Genomic DNA, 17,173 nt, shown 5'->3' with positions numbered 1-17,173 from the left:
ATTGCCATCCCTGTCAATAATCGACTCGCAATACGCGACAACTTAAATAGCCGCGGACGTCCTCGTCGCCCGCGCTCCGCGACCTCACGGCTCGACTACGCACGGGCTCTCAAATGACTTGACGGCTCGTAAAGATTTTTTGCAGTCGCTTACGCTCGGCAAAAAATCCGAGCCTACCGCGGAATACGCGCCTTCGCTTCGCTCTCCATGGCGCGCATCGACTGATTCATATGGATTTAAAGGCTCCATTGAGGATTTACATCAAATTGCGAATGCCATCAAAGAAACCGATGTAACTGTGCTCCAAAAAGATTTCATTCTCGATGAAGCGCAAATTGCACAAGCGGCTGCTCACGGTGCAAATGCAGTGTTACTAATTGTAGCTGCTCTCGGCGATAAAACAGAAACATTATTAAATTATTGTAAAACCCTAGGTATCGATGCACTGGTCGAAATACACGATCGTCATGAATTAGATTACGCCGTCAGTATAGGCGCCGAAATCATCGGCGTTAATAATCGAAATCTGTCGACATTTGAAATCGATATTGAAAACGCTGCACGTTTAAAACCCCTCATTCCAGAACACATTATAGCTGTTGCTGAATCTGGCATTAGTTCAGCCACAATCGCACAGCGCTATGCCAAATTAGGTTATAACGCTTTATTAATTGGAGAAACATTAGTTAAATCGGACGATCCAAAACAATTTATTAATGATATTAGGCAAATACAATGAGTCGATTAAGAATAATAAAAATTTGTGGCATTACAGATCCGGGCTTAGCCGCTGAAACCGTTCGTTTAGGCGCCCATTACATCGGCATTATTATGTATGAACACTCAAAACGCTATGTCAATGTGCTTCAAGCAAAGTACATCGCTGCTGCGGTAAAAGATGCAGGCGGTATTCCTGTAGCTGTCTTTGTCGATACACCGCCCCATGAAATTAAATCTATCTGTAAAATATGTGATATCGATACAGTTCAACTTCACGGCAGCATCTCACGTAAAGGACATCAGTATTTGCCGGAATCATTCCAACGTATTTACGTCATGCATGTAAACGATGATGGTTCGCTAAATCCTGATGCTGATCATGGCTTGAATTACCTCGACAAAAAACGCGATTTTATTTTGTTTGATGGCGTCAAGGGAGGGAGCGGTCAATTCGTTAACTGGAACAATTTCACCTACGATGGTATGTTTCACTATTTAGTCGCTGGCGGCTTGACACCAGAAAATGTTTCTAGTGTGATTAGCTTATTACACCCCAGCGGTGTTGATGTATCCAGCGGGGTTGAACAAACACCTGGCGTGAAAGACAAACATTTAATAAAACAATTTATTGATTCAGCAAAACAGAGTACAAAACATGTCGTATGCAACACATAAAAAAAATGGTCGATATGGTGAATTCGGTGGCTGCTACATTCCCGAAGGGCTCGTTGCACCCATACAAGAATTAACGAATGCTTTTGAAAGTATTGCTTCGACAGAAAAATTTCAACAAAAACTTCGTTTGATCTTAAAAAATTATGCCGGTCGCCCTACACCACTCACTGAAGTGACGCGTTTTAGCGATGCTATCAATGGCCCTCGCCTATTTTTAAAGCGAGAAGACTTATTACATACCGGTGCACACAAATTAAATAATGCTTTAGGTCAATGTTTATTAGCCAAGCAAATGGGTAAAACTCGCGTTATCGCAGAAACTGGCGCAGGCCAACACGGCGTTGCCACCGCTACGGCTTGTGCTTATTTAAACTTACAATGCGAAATATATATGGGCGCTGTTGATATGAAACGACAAGCTCCTAACGTCGAAAAAATGAAGCTGCTAGGTGCTACAGTTATTCCCGTCACATCAGGATCACAAACATTAAAAGACGCTGTTAGTGAATCACTGCGCGATTATGCAGAAACTTATGCAAATACTTACTACTGTTTAGGCTCTGCCTTAGGGCCACATCCTTATCCGCAAATGGTTGCCGCATTCCAATCGGTTATCGGTGAAGAAGCACGCCAACAAATTCAAGAACAAACCGGTCGCTTACCCGATGCAGTAATTGCATGTGTTGGTGGGGGCTCTAATGCCATCGGTATTTTTTCAGCATTTATTGACGATAACTCGGTAAAATTAATCGGTGTAGAAGCTGGTGGCACAGGCAATAAACTAGGTGAACACGCTGCACGTCTCAAAGATAAAAAAACAGGTGTTTTGCATGGTACCTTTACTTATTTATTGCAAAATGATGAAGGGCAAATTGCACCGACGCATTCGATTTCAGCGGGGCTCGATTATCCAGCAATTGGCCCACAGCACGCAGAACTTTATGCCACAGGACGAGCGCATTATACCGATGTTACCGATGAAGAAGCTTTAACCGCATTTAAGTTACTGTCCAAAACAGAAGGAATAATTACAGCCTTAGAATCATCACACGCATTGGCTTATTTATTAACCGAAGGCAAAAACCAATTTAGTCGCGAACACATTGTCATCGTGAATTTATCCGGACGCGGTGATAAAGATTTGCCTCAGCTATTTGAGGCTAAAAAAATATGAATAGGATCACAGAACAATTCAAACACAAACCTGCTTTTGTCGGCTACTTAACTGTCGGTGATGGAGGGTTGCAGCGCACTTACGATTCAGCATTGGCCTTAGTAGCCGGTGGCGTTGATATCTTAGAAGTAGGCGTACCCTTTTCCGATCCGGTTGCCGATGGCCCAACCATCCAACAAGCGTCACAACGCGCCTTAGATAATGGGACAACTTTAAAAGATGTATTGGATTTAATTAAAAAATTACGAAAACAAGTTAACATACCGATTATTTTATTTAGTTATTATAATCCACTCATCCAAGCCGGTAATGAATTTTACAGACGAGCTAAAGAAGCTAGTGTGGATGGTTGTTTGGTGGTCGACTTACCCTTAGAAGAAGCCGATAATCATGAAGCTGCCTGCACTGAAGTTGGTATTGATCCGATTTTTTTAATTTCACCTTCAACACCAAAAGAACGCATTGAAAAGATCAATCAGCACGCAAAAGGCATGCTTTATTATGTTTCGCGAAAGGGAACAACCGGCATGAAATCAACACTGCCGGGCGATTTCCAACAAAAAATACAAAACATTAAATCACTGACTCATTTACCCGTGGTCGCTGGCTTTGGCATATCCAATCGCGACATGGCCGCAGACGTGTTACAACAAGCCGATGGTTTTGTCATTGGCTCGTTATTTGTAAAAGCTGTTGCCGATGGCATGAGCCCTTCTGATTTAACACAACTTGCAAAATCAATCGATCCACGTAAAGGTTAAATACGATGATATTAATATTAAACCGCAATACAACGTTACAACAAGTGCAAGATCTCATGCAACGATTACACAAAATGGGGTTTAAAGCACTTCGCTATGAAAAAGGCAACGAAACAATTATCGCGATCGTCGATGGTGTCGATACCAAGACAAAACCTGAATTATTTACATTACTTCCTCATGTAGATCGCATTGAAGATTTTAGCAATCCCTTTAAGTTAGCAGGACATGACTTACACACAAACCGTAAAGTTATAGCCTTTGAAAATGCAAAAATTGGTGACGGTTCGTTAACAATGATGGCGGGACCCTGTGCTATCGAATCCGAAACACAAATTCATAAAATTGCACAACAAGTAGCAAAAGCCGGAGCGAAATTTTTACGCGGCGGCGCATTTAAACCTCGCACTTCACCCTACTCCTTTCAAGGGCTCGGTGAACAGGGACTTAAGTTTATGCAAGCTGCTGCGCATGAAAATAACTTATATTGCATTTCAGAAGTAATGGATTTAGAGCAACTCGAGGTAGCGGTCGACAAACTCGACATCTTACAAATTGGTGCTCGCAACATGTATAACTATACGTTGTTAAAAGAGCTCGGCAAGGTGAATAAGCCGATTTTACTGAAGCGAGGATTATCGGCTACCTATAAAGAATTTTTAATGGCAGCCGAATATATTTTAAATTCAGGCAATCCCGACGTCATTTTATGTGAGCGCGGCATTCGAACATTTGAAAATCATACACGGAACACGCTCGATTTAAATGCCGTTCCTGTTTTGAAAGAATTGAGTCACCTGCCGGTGATTGTAGATCCCAGTCATGGCACGGGTTTACGTCAAATGGTAGTACCCATGTCTCGAGCCGCCGTTGCTGCTGGTGCCGATGGTTTAATCATCGAAACACATTATGATCCCGATAATGCACTTTCTGATTCACAACAAACGCTACACACCGATGATTTTGTAAACTTGATGCCAGCGCTCTTGCAGATTCATCAATTAATTTGAAAGGAATTTCAACGCACTAAGCGTGACCTTTAAAAGGCACAAGCGCATCTTTGATATCACGATAAAGTTGCGGCAACCATCGCGGATGTGTGCCTCCATAGACAGGCTTGTAATAACGTAAATCATCCGGCGCAACAATCACCTTGATATTCTGCAATCCCACTAAATACGATAAAACGAATAATTGATTGATAGCATTATTACCGATCGCAATACAACCAATCGAATAATGACTTCCGTGAATGAAGATCTGATTACCTAAATTCCTGCGTCCATCTAAATGTGCATGATAACGGTCAAAAGCATTTGGATAATTCAACTCCATGGATAAATGGAATCGACTGTCAGGATTGAATTCTATGATGTGATAAATACCCTCAGGAACCTGGTGATCGTTATTATGCAACTTAGGACCCGGGCCACCGCTCGCTGCTAAGATAGGAAACGTTTTAATGTAACGCCAAGATCCATCATGCTTGGCCCATAACTGCAATCGGCGAGACCGTTTGTAGGCAAGCAAGGCAATTTGCTTAGGTGGATATGGAACCCCAGCTCGTCGGAAACTAGGCTGTAAATTTTCGCGGGCATAGTGCTCGTACTTAGTCACGGCCGTGCCCATGCTTTGATATTGACGGTGGGGAGATGCGCAACTGGTCAGAAAGAAACAGCTAAGAAGCAGGCTGATTACACAAAAACTGGTAGCTATCTTTCTTTGTTTCATGTTCATAACCTATTGATATAAATTGATAAATTACAAATTGTTCAAAAAATTTACAGACATTCTAATCAATAACTTGCAATCAATCAAGAAAAAAATGTTATCATTTATTCGGAAGTATTTAAAATCATAAGGAGATGAAGGATGCTTACACGTTTCACTCGTAATACATTATTTCCCCTGTTTCTCATCGTCGCCTGCGCACCCACTGCCATCATTATCTGGTATACCAATATTGTACTCGGTGGATCGTTGCATGCATTATGGGACCTTTTTCTTACCTACGGATTTTTTACAACGCTTTATAACATTTGGCAGCCCATATTTTTTGGTACAAAAACAGCATGGATGATCGTCGGTATTTTTATGGCGCTGCAATTAATTTTGATGCGTGTGATCCCTGGAAAACGTTTTTTAGGCCCATACACTCCTAAAGGCAATGTGCCAGTGTATAAAGCAAACGGTGTCTCGTGTTATTTAATTACGTTACTACTGTTTTATCTCGGCGCATATCAATTCCATATTTTTTCGCCGACAATTGTTTTTGATAATTTTGGCGGCATTATCGGTGCCTTAAATATTTTTAGCCTACTATTTTGTCTAATGCTTTATATTAAAGGCAGAGTTGCCCCCTCCAGCAGTGACCGCAGTTCGAGCGGTAACTTTATTTTCGATTATTATTGGGGAACCGAGTTATACCCGCGTATTCTAGGCTGGGATGTAAAAATGTTTACAAACTGTCGCGTTGGAATGATGAGTTGGTCCATTATTATTCTTTCTTTTGCTGCGAAACAATCACAGCTATATAGCCTTACTAACTCCATGCTAGTTGCTGTAGTGATTCAGCTCGTTTATATAACAAAATTTTTCTGGTGGGAAACAGGCTATTTGCGATCACTAGATATTATGCACGACCGAGCGGGTTTTTATATTTGCTGGGGTTGTCTTGTTTGGGTGCCAGCCGTTTATACATCACCCACCTTGTATCTGGTCAATCATCCAAATCGATTGAGTTGGATTGGCGCTGTTATTATTCTTCTGCTTGGTGTATGCAGTGTGTTCATCAATTATTTTGCTGATGCACAGCGCCAAAAAGTTCGTGCCACCAATGGCAATTGCAAGGTGTGGGGTAAAACACCCGAAGTAATCACAGCCCATTACAAAACGGCAGAAGGCGAGTCCAAAGAAAATCTATTGTTAGTCTCAGGATGGTGCAGTTTATCACGACATTTTCACTATGTCCCAGAAGTTCTGGCCGCATTCTTTTGGACTGTCCCTGCGCTATTCGAAGAGCCTTTGCCTTATTTTTACGTGATATTTTTAACTATTCTCTTACTACATCGCTCATTACGCGATGAAGAGCGCTGTAGAGCTAAGTATGGTGAAGATTGGGATGCCTATTGCAAACGTGTTCCAAGCCGCATTATTCCTGCTGTTATCAGCACTAAGCTTGCAGCAATGTTGAGGTGGTGGAATTCATCGACAAGTGCTTAAATTTCGAAATTTGTTTTTAGCTAATTAAATAGGCTTCAATTGCGACAAAGAGAGGAGGCTCCTGTTTTTCGGCATCCATTTTGTACTTACGCCCGCAAAACAGTAACCCCAAGCTCTCTGCTGCAATTAAAATACCGATACTAATTTCTGCTACAGTTGCAGAGTCTACTATTATTCGTTAGCATACTTCTAGCTTATTAAATAAATGGGGATATTTCGTTGAGCAAACAAATTACCATCGAAGAAAACAAACGTTTTTCGGAATCGCAAATCTGGGCCGGTCAACGTGAATACTATGACCAAAAAGGCGTTGAGGCTTGGGGTGGTGATGTGCCCTTCTATATAACAAGCAATCCTTTTATCGGTGATTGTTATGCCCAACTCGTTATTCGTTTTATTCAAGACTGGATCAAACTTCATCCAGATGCAATACAGCACCCTTTTTATATTTTGGAATTAGGCACGGGCACAGGACAGTTTAGCTTTCACGTCATGAAAAAATTAGTCGCACTTCGTGATGCATTTCAAATGCAAGATATTAAAATTCAATATATCATGAGTGATTTTACGGAAAATAATGTCAATTTTTGGAAAGACCATCCCACTTTGCAACCTTATCGCGAACAAAAATTACTAGATTATGCTGTTTATGATCTCGAACATGATGAATCAATCAAACTGTATGAGAGTGGCATTACATTAACTGCTGGTGTCACCAAAAACCCCCTCATCGTATTTGCCAACTATATTTTTGACAGCATCGTTAATGACACATTTGTCGTCGAAAATAATACGCTAAAAGAAGCACTGATATCACTTAAAACTCCAAAGAGTAATCTTAACAATAATAAACCGCGCGATTGGGAAAAAGTAAAAATTGAGTATCATGAAAATGAAATAAGTAACAGCTATTACAACAATAAACATCTTGATGATATTTTATTTGACTATAAAAATTTGTTAAAAGATACCAATTTTTTATTTCCTATTGGCGGACTTCGTTGTTTACAAAATTTAACAAAAATCAGTAATAATAAATTATTTATCATATCCTCTGACAAAGGATATTCAACCTTATCTGAATTGGAAGATTTAGATTATCCAGAGCTTGATTTTCACGGCAGTTTTTCTGTCATGGTTAACTATCATGCCATTGGAAATTATTTTAAACGTCAACAGGGTGATTGCTTCTATCAAACTCCTCGTGATGGTTTAAGCAGCGCAGTTTTTACAAGTGGTTTTACAATAGATAATCTATCGGAAACGAAACAAGCATTAGAACAGTCGATCGAAGGATTTTCTCCGTCTGATTTTTTCATTTTGTATGAGCATATCGATGACACCATCGAAGATGCAAAATTAAAAACATTAGCTTCTTTCTTATCCTTATCTCAATGGGATCCCTTCGTTTTTCACAATGTTCATGCTGATCTTGTAGAGCTGCTCAACGATCCCGATGCCGAAATGGCTGATTATTTACTGAAAAACATGCCTAAAGTTTACGATAATTTCTATTATGTGCCCGGCTGCGATGATATTTACTTTGCATTGGGTCTGTTTTACTACGAACTCGATCACTTCAATGAAGCGTTGAAATACTACCATTTATCCGAAAAACATTTTGAAGTCGGCTTTGAATCCGCTTTTAATATTGGACTGTGTCATTTTTATCTGGAAGAGTACTCTGCCTCGCTCGAATACTTAAATAAGGCCCTCGAGTTCAAGCCGAGAGCCAGACAGGTTAAAGAGCTTATCAAACAGGCCTCACGAAAAGCCACAAGACATTGATAACAAAAGATTTATTATGAAACAGTAAATTTTTATTGAAAATTGATAATTTATTATTGTTTTTCGATAACTCGCATGTTATCGTGCTCTATATCAACATGTAACACGGAGCCCTGCTAGTGGACAGAATCAGAACTGTCAGCCAAATTTCCCGAACTATCCTACTCATTCTCTTTTGGGTAGCTCCGATTGTGGTTCTCGTCTCTTGGCTCACAAATACACCTTTTTTTACATCACTGAACCTCAGGCTGCTGCCCGGCGTTGTGCCAGACCTCAATCAACTACCCCCTCAGGTCAAATGCTACGGCTTTCTCACTAGCTTAATCCCAACGGCAGCCAGCATGATTATTCTCTATAGCCTTGCATGCATGTTTAAGCACTTTGAGAGAGGGAATATTTTTGGTATCAACAGCGCACGTTGCCTTAAGATCGTTGGCATCACCATTTTAATTTGGGAAATTATTCACCCTTTTTACGATATATTAATGAGTTACGTTCTGACTCATTTCACAGACCACACGCGACTCGCGATTCAATTTGATATCAGCAACTTACGCGGGCTCATTATCGGCATTGTTTTATTCGTAATCGCTTGGGTTATGGAAGAAGCTGCAAAACTTAAAGAAGAACAAGACCTTACAGTCTAGGAGTTTATGGGTGGCTATCGTCATTAATTTAGATATCGTTCTTGCAAAGCGTAAGGTGAAATCCAATGAGCTTGCAGATGCTATTGGCATCACCCCTCAGAACTTATCAACCCTAAAAACAGGTAAGGCGAAAGCAATTCGATTGACAACGCTAGAGGCAATCTGTAATTATTTGGACTGTCAACCAGGTGATATTTTAGAATTTATACCAGAAAACACATACGAAAACATAGGAGAAAAATAATGCGTAAATACGCTCCCCTTTTATTACTTCCCATTTGTGGCCTTTCAATGAGTGCCGCTTTTGCAAATACAGCAACAAATTCACAAGGCACCGATACACATTGGAATCATCATACCGGTCTTTATGCCGAAGGTGATATCGGTACCAACTTATACTATCTCGGTATTTTTTCATCTGCCGGTAGCTTTAGTCATGAAGGTTTTTGAGGTTGGGGCTGGGGTGCAGCACTTGGATATAACTTTAATTATCATTGGGCACTAGAAGGTGGTTTCATACAAAGTTATGCAACATTTGAAACAGCAGAAAACCATTCTGAATATACAAATGCTAACGTACCTTATTTAGTGGCGCGCTACACCTTACCCATTAAAAATAATTTCAGCTTCTTATTTAAATTGGGTGTAGCGTATGCAGATGTTAATCTAAAAGATAAAACGGTTGGTAAACACTCTTCGCCGAACATTGTTCTACCATTTACTGGTATAGGTATGGCATATGCGATCACACCAAAGCTTGATTTAACTGTTCAATACCAAGGCTTTGTCTACGGTATTGCTAGTGCAGGCTTGGTGAGCACGGGTCTGACCTATCACTTTAGCTAAGAAAATTAGTGGGATCGTGATGTCAAAGTTACGAGCAACTATTGTCTTAATGTTAAGCCTGCTCATTACATCGTGTGCAGGCATAAAACCGGACATTACGATTCCACAAACCCCTCCACCTCCCGTTAAATTAAAAATAAAACCACAAGTCGTCATCGTACTCGGAAGTGGCGGCGCACGTGGTTATGCCCATTTAGGTGTGTTGCAAGCACTATATCAAGCCGGCATTCCCATTAATGCTATTGTTTGTGCAAGCGCGGGTTGTATTGTTGGCGCTTTATATGCAGATAATAATAACCCCAAAACAACCTATGATATTATGATGCATGCAAGTTTTTGGGATTTTGCCGACGTATCCAATATTTTAAGTCCGAGTGGCCTCATCGAAGGCTATCATCTAGAAAAGTTTTTACTGCGTAATATGCGTGCTAAAACGTTTCGGCAATTAAAAACAAAGTTAATTGTGGCAACAACCAACTTAAAAACAGGAACCACCTATCCTATCGAAAGTGGTCCTGTTGCACCGGCGATTTTAGCTTCTGCTGCACTACCGGGTGCCGTTCAGCCGGTGCATTTATACGGTCATGTCCTGATAGACGGTGGCGTTGCCAACCCTATCCCAGTTGATCTCGCTAAAAAATTACACCCAACCATTATTATTGCTATTAATATTGCCGAGCAGTTGCCGCAACATGTACCGATCAATGCAGTCAGTATCTATTCTCGAGCCTACGCGATCATGTGGAAAAAACTCACCGAATATAGCGAAAAAAATGCAACGATTGTTATTCATCCTAAATTAGGTGAAGTCGGCACGTTTGATTTAGGAAAAAAATATCCGATGTATTTAGCCGGTTATCACGCCGCTGAGAAGGTGATACCTAAAATTAAACGACTATTAGCAGAAAAAAATATTCCATTGAAAAATAAAAATCGCGTATCATCCAAAAAAGATGATACGCGATCAAAAAACTTCTAACTCATTATTTTTTAGTGATTGATAACACACATTGACCCTTACTATTAAGGTCAAAAACAACGGTACTATTTTGGTTTAATGTAACGCCTCCCTTAGGACCGCAACTAATACTCTTACCTTTACTCTTAAAGCCAAATGAATACTTGGCCCCCGCAGGTCCGCTACCTTTGTAAGTCCTACCCAAAGCACCATGGCCTCTATCATTATTGCAAGCGTGTCGCGATGCTCGTGATAGATTATTGCCATCCCTGTCAATAATCGACTCGCAATACGCGACAACTTAAATAGCCGCGGACGTCCTCGTCGCCCGCGCTCCGCGACCTCACGGCTCGACTACGCACGGGCTCTCAAATGACTTGACGGCTCGTAAAGATTTTTTGCAGTCGCTTACGCTCGGCAAAAAATCCGAGCCTACCGCGGAATACGCGCCTTCGCTTCGCTCTCCATGGCGCGCATCGATTGAATAGCCAATGGCACTAACAGGATGCTTTGCCACTAAATTTTTACTCACGCCCACGGTAACTGTAATTGTATGAGCAGCCAACGAAGTGCCAGCAAAGGCGATGATTAAAACAAATAATCCAATAAGCATGTACCATTTCGTATAATTTGTTCTTACTAGTGTCTTCATAATATCCCTCTCCTGAACGTTACTGGTTTAATTTGACTAGCTAAAAGTATAGTACAATCAATTTTCCATTTAATATCAATTAGTTATAATATTCCATTGGGCCGAAATTATCGATCAACCCCTAAACATAACAAGTCTCGAGTAATGCTGCTTCCAACGTTAAACCGGGACCAAACGCCATAGTGAGGATATTATTTATTGATTCTTGTTGCTGCATATTCTGTAATATTTTTTGTAACACAAACGTAATAGTCACCGATGACATATTGCCACACGCGCGTAAAACTTCATGGGCTTGCTGATTTTTTTTCGATTCAATCTCTAAACAATCTTCGATACTCTCTAGAATTTTTTTACCACCCGGATGAATGGCGTAATAATCAATTTCACTCTTTTTAATTCGCAAACTCTCAAACAATCCATTCAATAAAGGGCGAATACCCGTATTTAATAAGTGTGGGATATACGCAGATAACTTCATATCAAACCCTAGATCACGAATGTACCAAGCCATATTGTTATCTTCATCAGGAATAATATTAGAATAAAAATGATTTAGCTTTAAATTGCTCGCTGCCGTGAGTTGAGACTCTACCAATAATGCACCCGCACCATCCGAAAAAATAGCACTCGCAAATAAATTATCTTCATTGTATTCTTTTTGCAAATGCAATGTACATAATTCAACACCAACGATAAGCACTTTTGCATCGGGATCCGCGGTACAAATCGAATTCGCCAGCCTTAATGCTGGAAAAGTCGCATAACATCCCATAAAATTTATGGCGCTGCGTTTTATTGTACGCGGCAAATCAAACGCTTTAATAAGATCGATACCCAAACCAGGCGCATACATACCGGTACAACTGACCGTGATCAAATGCGAAATGGTTGCTAATTTTTCTTGTGGAATACCATTTTGAATAGCTTTTGTAGCCAGTGGCTTTCCATATAATTCGTAAAGGCGCATTCGCGTTGCTGTGCTTGCGGTCAACGATAATGTCGTATTATCGTTTTTTTGCTCTGAAAAACCCTTCACCACAGAGTGACGATAATCACAAGCGTGTCGCGATGCTCGTGATAGATTATTGCCATCCCTGTCAATAATCGACTCGCAATACGCGACAACTTAAATAGCCGCGGACGTCCTCGTCGCCCGCGCTCCGCGACCTCACGGCTCGACTACGCACGGGCTCTCAAATGACTTGACGGCTCGTAAAGATTTTTTGCAGTCGCTTACGCTCGGCAAAAAATCCGAGCCTACCGCGGAATACGCGCCTTCGCTTCGCTCTCCATGGCGCGCATCGATCGCTGCCTTTTTATACATCCAATGCAATATTTTCTTTTGCTTTGGACTTAATTCCATCGCGTCAGCAATTAATGTGCCCGCCTCCTCTTGAGACGCTCTGCGCTCCGGCAGAGCGGTACCAATCGCGGTTATGTAACTAGTCATATCTTCCCTGCAATGATCATTTCGATATTTTATGATTGTAGCATTTAATATTACATAATCATCTCTCTAAATGGTATGATGTACCGTGCTCAAACGGTGTCCAAATTTACGATGGGTTTTAAATGGAGAAAGTATTAGTTACAGGGGCCACGGGTTTTTTAGGCTCTCACCTTGTTGAATTTTTAATCAAATCTGGCTATAGCGTTCGTGCACTCGTTCGAAAAACATCCGTTTCCAAATTATCGAACGTAGCTAATCTAGAACTGGCTCTTGGGGATATACGAGAGCCTGACGCGCTTTCTAGGGCCCTCGACGGGGTGGATTATGTCATTCATTGCGCAGGACTGGTCAAAGCTTACCATCCCCAACAGTTTTATCATGTGAATGCTCAGGGCACAGAAAACTTACTGGAAGCCGTTGTAAAATCAACTCACCAAATCAAGCGCTTTGTACACATCTCAAGTCTGGCAGCAATGGGTCCAAATGTGGGTCAACAAGCAAGTATGCCCATAGAAGCAGCTCGTCCAGTGAGCAATTACGGCAAGAGCAAACTCGAAGCAGAAAAACGTATTCAGCGCTTTATAAATCAATTACCTATTACTATTGTGCGCCCGCCGGCGATCTACGGTCCAAGCGATCGTGAATGCCTTATTTTGTTCAAATTAGTATCATGGCGCATTTGGCCAAGCTTTTTGTCGCAAAATAAAAAACTTAGCGTGATTTATGTAGAAGACGCTGTAAATGCTATAATGCACGCTATGAAAAATGATAAAAATAGTGGCAATAGTTATTTCATCGATGATGGACATGCCTATTTAATTCATGATTTAATCGGGGTTCTCAAGGATGCCCTAAATGTTAGGCGCCTATTTAACGTCCCCATTCCAACGAAAGCGTTAAAATTTGGATTGGGAATTGTTGATAAGTATGCAGCTTTGCTGAAAAAACCAACGATGCTAGGGAAAGATAAATTACAAGAGTTGGTGCAGGAAGACTGGAGTTGTAACAGCCAACTTGCGAATACACAACTCCGCTGGGCTGCAAACACCGATTGGAACACCGGGGCAATAAAAACGTTAAATTGGTATAAACAACAAGGATGGATATAAAGTGAGTCAACTTGGTAAAGGTATATCAAAAAATTCCATGCTTAAAAATTTTCCACTCTATAAAAAATTTATCGCTCGAATACAGCAGTACCCAAAATATGCTGATTTCTATTTTATGCAAAGCGTTGATACTTCCAACGCAACCCTAACCATGGATTCTAAAGAGTATATCAATTTTTCGGGTTATAACTATTTAAATACCTCTGGTGATCCGGCTGTCATTGAAGCAGTGATTAAAGCCATTAGACAGTATGGCACTTCTGTTTCAGCTAGCCGTATTGTTTCGGGTGAAAAAGTCATCCATCACGAACTTGAAGAAGCCATTGCTGCCATGCTAAATGTAGACGACAGTGTGGTGTTTACCGCTGGTCATGCGACAAACATTGCCGCAATTACAACGCTGTTCGGCAAGAAGGATCTCATCGTGCACGATGCGTTGACTCACAACAGTGCATTATTAGGAGCACAATATTCGGGTGCAACTTGTTACCCATTTGCACATAATGATGTTGATGATCTTGCCAGAATTTTGAAAAAGTATCGTGGTGAATACAAGCGAGCGCTCATCTGTACTGAGGGATTATTCAGCATGGATGGTGATATCCCAGATATCCCAAAAATTATCGAACTCAAAAAACAATATGATGCAAGCCTTATGATTGACGAGGCTCACTCATTTGGCGTACTCGGTAAAACCGGTCGTGGCATCCAAGAGCACTTTGGTATAGATCCAAACGATGTAGACATCTGGATGGGCACATTGAGCAAAGCACTCGCTAGCTGTGGTGGCTATATCGCTGGCTCGAAAGAGCTCGTCGAATTTTTAAAATTCAATGCAGACGGATTTTTATATTCCGCCGGTATTACACCCGCCAACACCGCAGCCGCCTTGGCCTCGTTAAAATTATTACAACAAGAACCTGAGCGCGTTACCCAGTTACATGATAATGCACGTTATATGAGAACAGCGCTGCAAAATGCAAATGTCGATATCGGTGAAAATCACAATACACCCATCATTCCAATCATGGTTGGCGATAGTGACAAAGCTGTTGAATTTTGTTGGCTATTAAAAGAAAAAGGGATCTTAGTTTATCCTTTAATTTTCCCTAGCGTTGCAAAAAATAAAGCGAGATTACGTTTGTTCATTAACTGCAGCCATCAAAAAGAACAACTGGATTACTCTGCTAAAGCAATTATTGAAATATGGAATTATTTGGGATGCACTCATGAAAAACCTGACATTGAAATGCGTAAAGACACAGCCGCAGTTTCGTGATTTTATTAACCTACCCTGGAAATTATTCAAACAAGATCCCAACTGGATTCCGCCCTTGCGGATGGCAGTTAAGGATTACCTCAATGTTAAAAAAAATCCTTTTTATCAACACAGCCAATTAAAAATGTGGAATGTGTACGACAATAAACGTTGCGTTGGACGCATCGCCGGTGTCATCGACGACAATCACAACAGCTTTCACCATGAAAAAGCTTGCTTCTGGGGTTTTTTTGAAGCGATTGAAGATGAAGCGGTGAGCCAGTTACTATTCAATGCCGTAAAAAAATGGGGTGAAGAAAACGGCATGAATGTATTACGCGGCCCCATGAATCCATCCACTAACCATGAATGCGGCCTGCAAGTTTCAGGTTTTGAATACGAACCTTATTTTATGATGCCGATGAACCCACCCTATTATGCCAAACTCGTCGACCAATATGGTTTCAATAAGGCAAAAGATCTCTTTGCATGGTTAGGCACGACAAAAGACAATGCCGTTGATGAACGCCGTGTGCGCATTGCCAATAAAAAAATTGCACAAAAACGCTATACCTTTCGTTCGTTAAACCTGAAAGATTTTAAAAATGAAGTGGATCGATTATTTGAAATCTATAACAATGCCTGGGAAAAAAACTGGGGCTTTGTGCCGATGACACGCGCTGAGTTCGACCACATGTCAAAAGAACTCAAAGCAATTATTGATCCACGACTCTGCGTCATGGTGGAAGTCGATGGCGAACCCGTTGGCTTCAGCCTCGCCGTACCCAATTTAAATCAAATTACCAAACGCATTCGCAATGGTCGGTTACTGCCGTTTGGCCTCATAAAACTGTTGTGGTTTACAAAAGTAAAACCGTCTATCGATACCTATCGCATTATTACGCTAGGCGTCAAAAAACAATACCAAGCCGCTGGGCTTGCGCCGATTCTGTATCAAAAAACTGAAGCCGTAATGCGTGAATTAAACGCACGTGCAGCAGAACTATCCTGGATCTTAGAAAATAATTATGCGATGAATTCCGCCATCGAGAGCCTCGGTGCAAAATGCTACAAAACCTATCGCATCTATGAAATGCCGCTCTAATTATTCAGCGATTTTATCTATAATTTCAGACTCGGGTATTTCTTTTTTACTGTGTAATAACAACGGCACGAGAAATTGGCTCAAACGTGCGGAAGCTTGATAACAAATAACAGCAAAAAATGGCGCGCAAATAATATCTAACAAGTAATGTTGATGCCCAATCAATAACAGCGCAATAACCAGCAAGGTCATCATAGCGGCACCAATAAATACCCAGCGATTTTTGATTGCACATAACATGATGACTAATGTGGCTGTGTGGCCAGAGAAAAACAAGTCACGCGAAATAGTATAATGAGAATAGGCAATAACATCGTCCAACGGCACCTTATGTGGTGGCGTTGCTAAAGGCAATAAATACATAGTAAACCAGCGCAGCATCCACATCATTAGTAATGCGTGCAAAACAATCAGCAATACACGCGGCTGTCTCAATAAATACAACAATAACAGCAACAAGGTTGCGTAAGAAAATAAATTCAGCTCAAAATTAATCGGGCGTGGCGTGATGAATCTAAGCAAGGGGTCATACGGTATGATCGACTCGGGTCGATGCTGGAAAAATACGAGTATATGCAGATTAATCTGCTGAAAAACAAATAGAAAGATTAGCGTTCCCAAAAAAAGATATTTGAGATTGGATTGAAAGACCTGTTTCCAGCTATATTCCATCGGTATATTGTAGGCGACGTTGACTGCTTGTCAAGTTTCATCCAAGTCCCTAGCAAGCTTTTGGGTTGCTCAGGCGTTTCGATTTTCAATTGCTTGCCAATACGAGAAGATATTTGTGTTTTCGGGAGGTGCC

General features: G+C 41.0%; 18 protein-coding genes and 1 pseudogene. 16 read left to right on the top strand and 3 right to left on the bottom strand.

Annotation, left to right across the window (positions count from 1 at the left end; all coding sequences use genetic code 11):
• Positions 1-118 precede the first annotated feature (118 nt).
• From ACJMKR_RS04650 to aroF, 5 genes are read left to right on the top strand one after another with little or no spacing between them, the layout of a single operon-like run.
• Positions 119-739 carry an indole-3-glycerol-phosphate synthase gene (locus ACJMKR_RS04650; RefSeq protein WP_423063989.1) on the top strand — a complete coding sequence of 207 codons (621 nt, stop codon included), beginning with the start codon at positions 119-121 and terminating at the stop codon, positions 737-739.
• Complete coding sequence (locus ACJMKR_RS04645) at positions 736-1,395, top strand: phosphoribosylanthranilate isomerase (RefSeq protein ID WP_423063988.1); 660 nt, start codon at positions 736-738, stop codon at positions 1,393-1,395. The genes ACJMKR_RS04650 and ACJMKR_RS04645 overlap by 4 nt, the downstream gene beginning before the upstream one ends.
• Positions 1,376-2,569, top strand: coding sequence for a tryptophan synthase subunit beta (trpB, locus tag ACJMKR_RS04640; RefSeq protein WP_423063987.1), 1,194 nt, complete (start codon positions 1,376-1,378; stop codon positions 2,567-2,569). The genes ACJMKR_RS04645 and trpB overlap by 20 nt, the downstream gene beginning before the upstream one ends.
• On the top strand, positions 2,566-3,330 hold the full coding sequence (trpA, locus tag ACJMKR_RS04635) for a tryptophan synthase subunit alpha (RefSeq protein WP_423063986.1): 765 nt from the start codon (positions 2,566-2,568) through the stop codon (positions 3,328-3,330). Before trpB ends, trpA begins: the two co-directional genes overlap by 4 nt.
• Before the next feature lie 5 nt (positions 3,331-3,335).
• Positions 3,336-4,340 carry a 3-deoxy-7-phosphoheptulonate synthase gene (gene aroF, locus ACJMKR_RS04630; RefSeq protein ID WP_423063985.1) on the top strand — a complete coding sequence of 335 codons (1,005 nt, stop codon included), beginning with the start codon at positions 3,336-3,338 and terminating at the stop codon, positions 4,338-4,340.
• Positions 4,341-4,356: 16 nt separating this feature from the next.
• Here aroF and ACJMKR_RS04625 read toward each other — a convergent pair whose 3' ends face one another.
• Positions 4,357-4,947 (bottom strand): L,D-transpeptidase family protein, encoded by a 591-nt coding sequence (locus tag ACJMKR_RS04625; protein WP_423063984.1) that lies wholly within the window; start codon positions 4,945-4,947, stop codon positions 4,357-4,359.
• Between the two features lie 255 nt (positions 4,948-5,202).
• Here ACJMKR_RS04625 and ACJMKR_RS04620 point away from each other — a divergent pair, with 255 nt between their 5' ends.
• The 7 genes and pseudogenes from ACJMKR_RS04620 (at position 5,203) to ACJMKR_RS04590 (ending at position 10,812) form a co-directional block, all read left to right on the top strand.
• A complete protein-coding gene (locus ACJMKR_RS04620; protein ID WP_423063983.1) occupies positions 5,203-6,552 on the top strand; it encodes a 7-dehydrocholesterol reductase in 1,350 nt (449 codons plus the stop codon).
• Positions 6,553-6,771: 219 nt separating this feature from the next.
• On the top strand, positions 6,772-8,340 hold the full coding sequence (locus ACJMKR_RS04615) for a tetratricopeptide repeat protein (RefSeq protein WP_423063982.1): 1,569 nt from the start codon (positions 6,772-6,774) through the stop codon (positions 8,338-8,340).
• A 119-nt stretch (positions 8,341-8,459) separates the two neighbouring features.
• On the top strand, positions 8,460-8,987 hold the full coding sequence (locus tag ACJMKR_RS04610) for a DUF2975 domain-containing protein (protein ID WP_423063981.1): 528 nt from the start codon (positions 8,460-8,462) through the stop codon (positions 8,985-8,987).
• A 10-nt stretch (positions 8,988-8,997) separates the two neighbouring features.
• Entirely contained in the window at positions 8,998-9,231 is a 234-nt protein-coding gene (locus ACJMKR_RS04605; protein WP_423063980.1) for a helix-turn-helix domain-containing protein, read from the top strand.
• Positions 9,231-9,437, top strand: a complete 207-nt coding sequence (locus tag ACJMKR_RS04600) for a hypothetical protein (protein ID WP_423063979.1) — start codon at positions 9,231-9,233, stop codon at positions 9,435-9,437. Before ACJMKR_RS04605 ends, ACJMKR_RS04600 begins: the two co-directional genes overlap by 1 nt.
• A 60-nt stretch (positions 9,438-9,497) precedes the next feature.
• Positions 9,498-9,833 (top strand): annotated as a pseudogene (locus tag ACJMKR_RS04595) (hypothetical protein); the annotation flags it as partial.
• Between the two features lie 19 nt (positions 9,834-9,852).
• Positions 9,853-10,812, top strand: coding sequence for a patatin-like phospholipase family protein (locus ACJMKR_RS04590; protein ID WP_423063978.1), 960 nt, complete (start codon positions 9,853-9,855; stop codon positions 10,810-10,812).
• A gap of 752 nt (positions 10,813-11,564) precedes the next feature.
• Here ACJMKR_RS04590 and ACJMKR_RS04585 read toward each other — a convergent pair.
• Positions 11,565-12,413 carry a type III polyketide synthase gene (locus ACJMKR_RS04585; protein ID WP_423063977.1) on the bottom strand — a complete coding sequence of 283 codons (849 nt, stop codon included), beginning with the start codon at positions 12,411-12,413 and terminating at the stop codon, positions 11,565-11,567.
• A gap of 235 nt (positions 12,414-12,648) precedes the next feature.
• Between ACJMKR_RS04585 and ACJMKR_RS04580 the strand changes: the two genes are divergently transcribed.
• From ACJMKR_RS04580 to ACJMKR_RS04565, 4 genes are all read left to right on the top strand, one after another.
• Positions 12,649-12,843, top strand: a complete 195-nt coding sequence (locus ACJMKR_RS04580) for a hypothetical protein (RefSeq protein WP_423063976.1) — start codon at positions 12,649-12,651, stop codon at positions 12,841-12,843.
• Between the two features lie 175 nt (positions 12,844-13,018).
• Positions 13,019-14,005, top strand: a complete 987-nt coding sequence (locus ACJMKR_RS04575) for an NAD-dependent epimerase/dehydratase family protein (protein WP_423063975.1) — start codon at positions 13,019-13,021, stop codon at positions 14,003-14,005.
• Between the two features lies 1 nt (position 14,006).
• Positions 14,007-15,284, top strand: coding sequence for an aminotransferase class I/II-fold pyridoxal phosphate-dependent enzyme (locus tag ACJMKR_RS04570; RefSeq protein ID WP_423063974.1), 1,278 nt, complete (start codon positions 14,007-14,009; stop codon positions 15,282-15,284).
• Complete coding sequence (locus tag ACJMKR_RS04565) at positions 15,235-16,368, top strand: GNAT family N-acetyltransferase (protein ID WP_423063973.1); 1,134 nt, start codon at positions 15,235-15,237, stop codon at positions 16,366-16,368. The genes ACJMKR_RS04570 and ACJMKR_RS04565 overlap by 50 nt, the downstream gene beginning before the upstream one ends.
• On the opposite strand, the gene ACJMKR_RS04560 is transcribed toward ACJMKR_RS04565, so the two are convergent.
• Entirely contained in the window at positions 16,369-16,890 is a 522-nt protein-coding gene (locus ACJMKR_RS04560; protein ID WP_423063972.1) for a phosphatase PAP2-related protein, read from the bottom strand.
• Positions 16,891-17,173: the final 283 nt, after the last annotated feature.

Origin of the sequence: Candidiatus Paracoxiella cheracis, from assembly GCF_049348705.1 — a bacterium.
Classification (GTDB): domain Bacteria; phylum Pseudomonadota; class Gammaproteobacteria; order Coxiellales; family Coxiellaceae; genus Paracoxiella; species Paracoxiella cheracis.
This window is presented reverse-complemented; position numbering and strand designations above follow the sequence as displayed.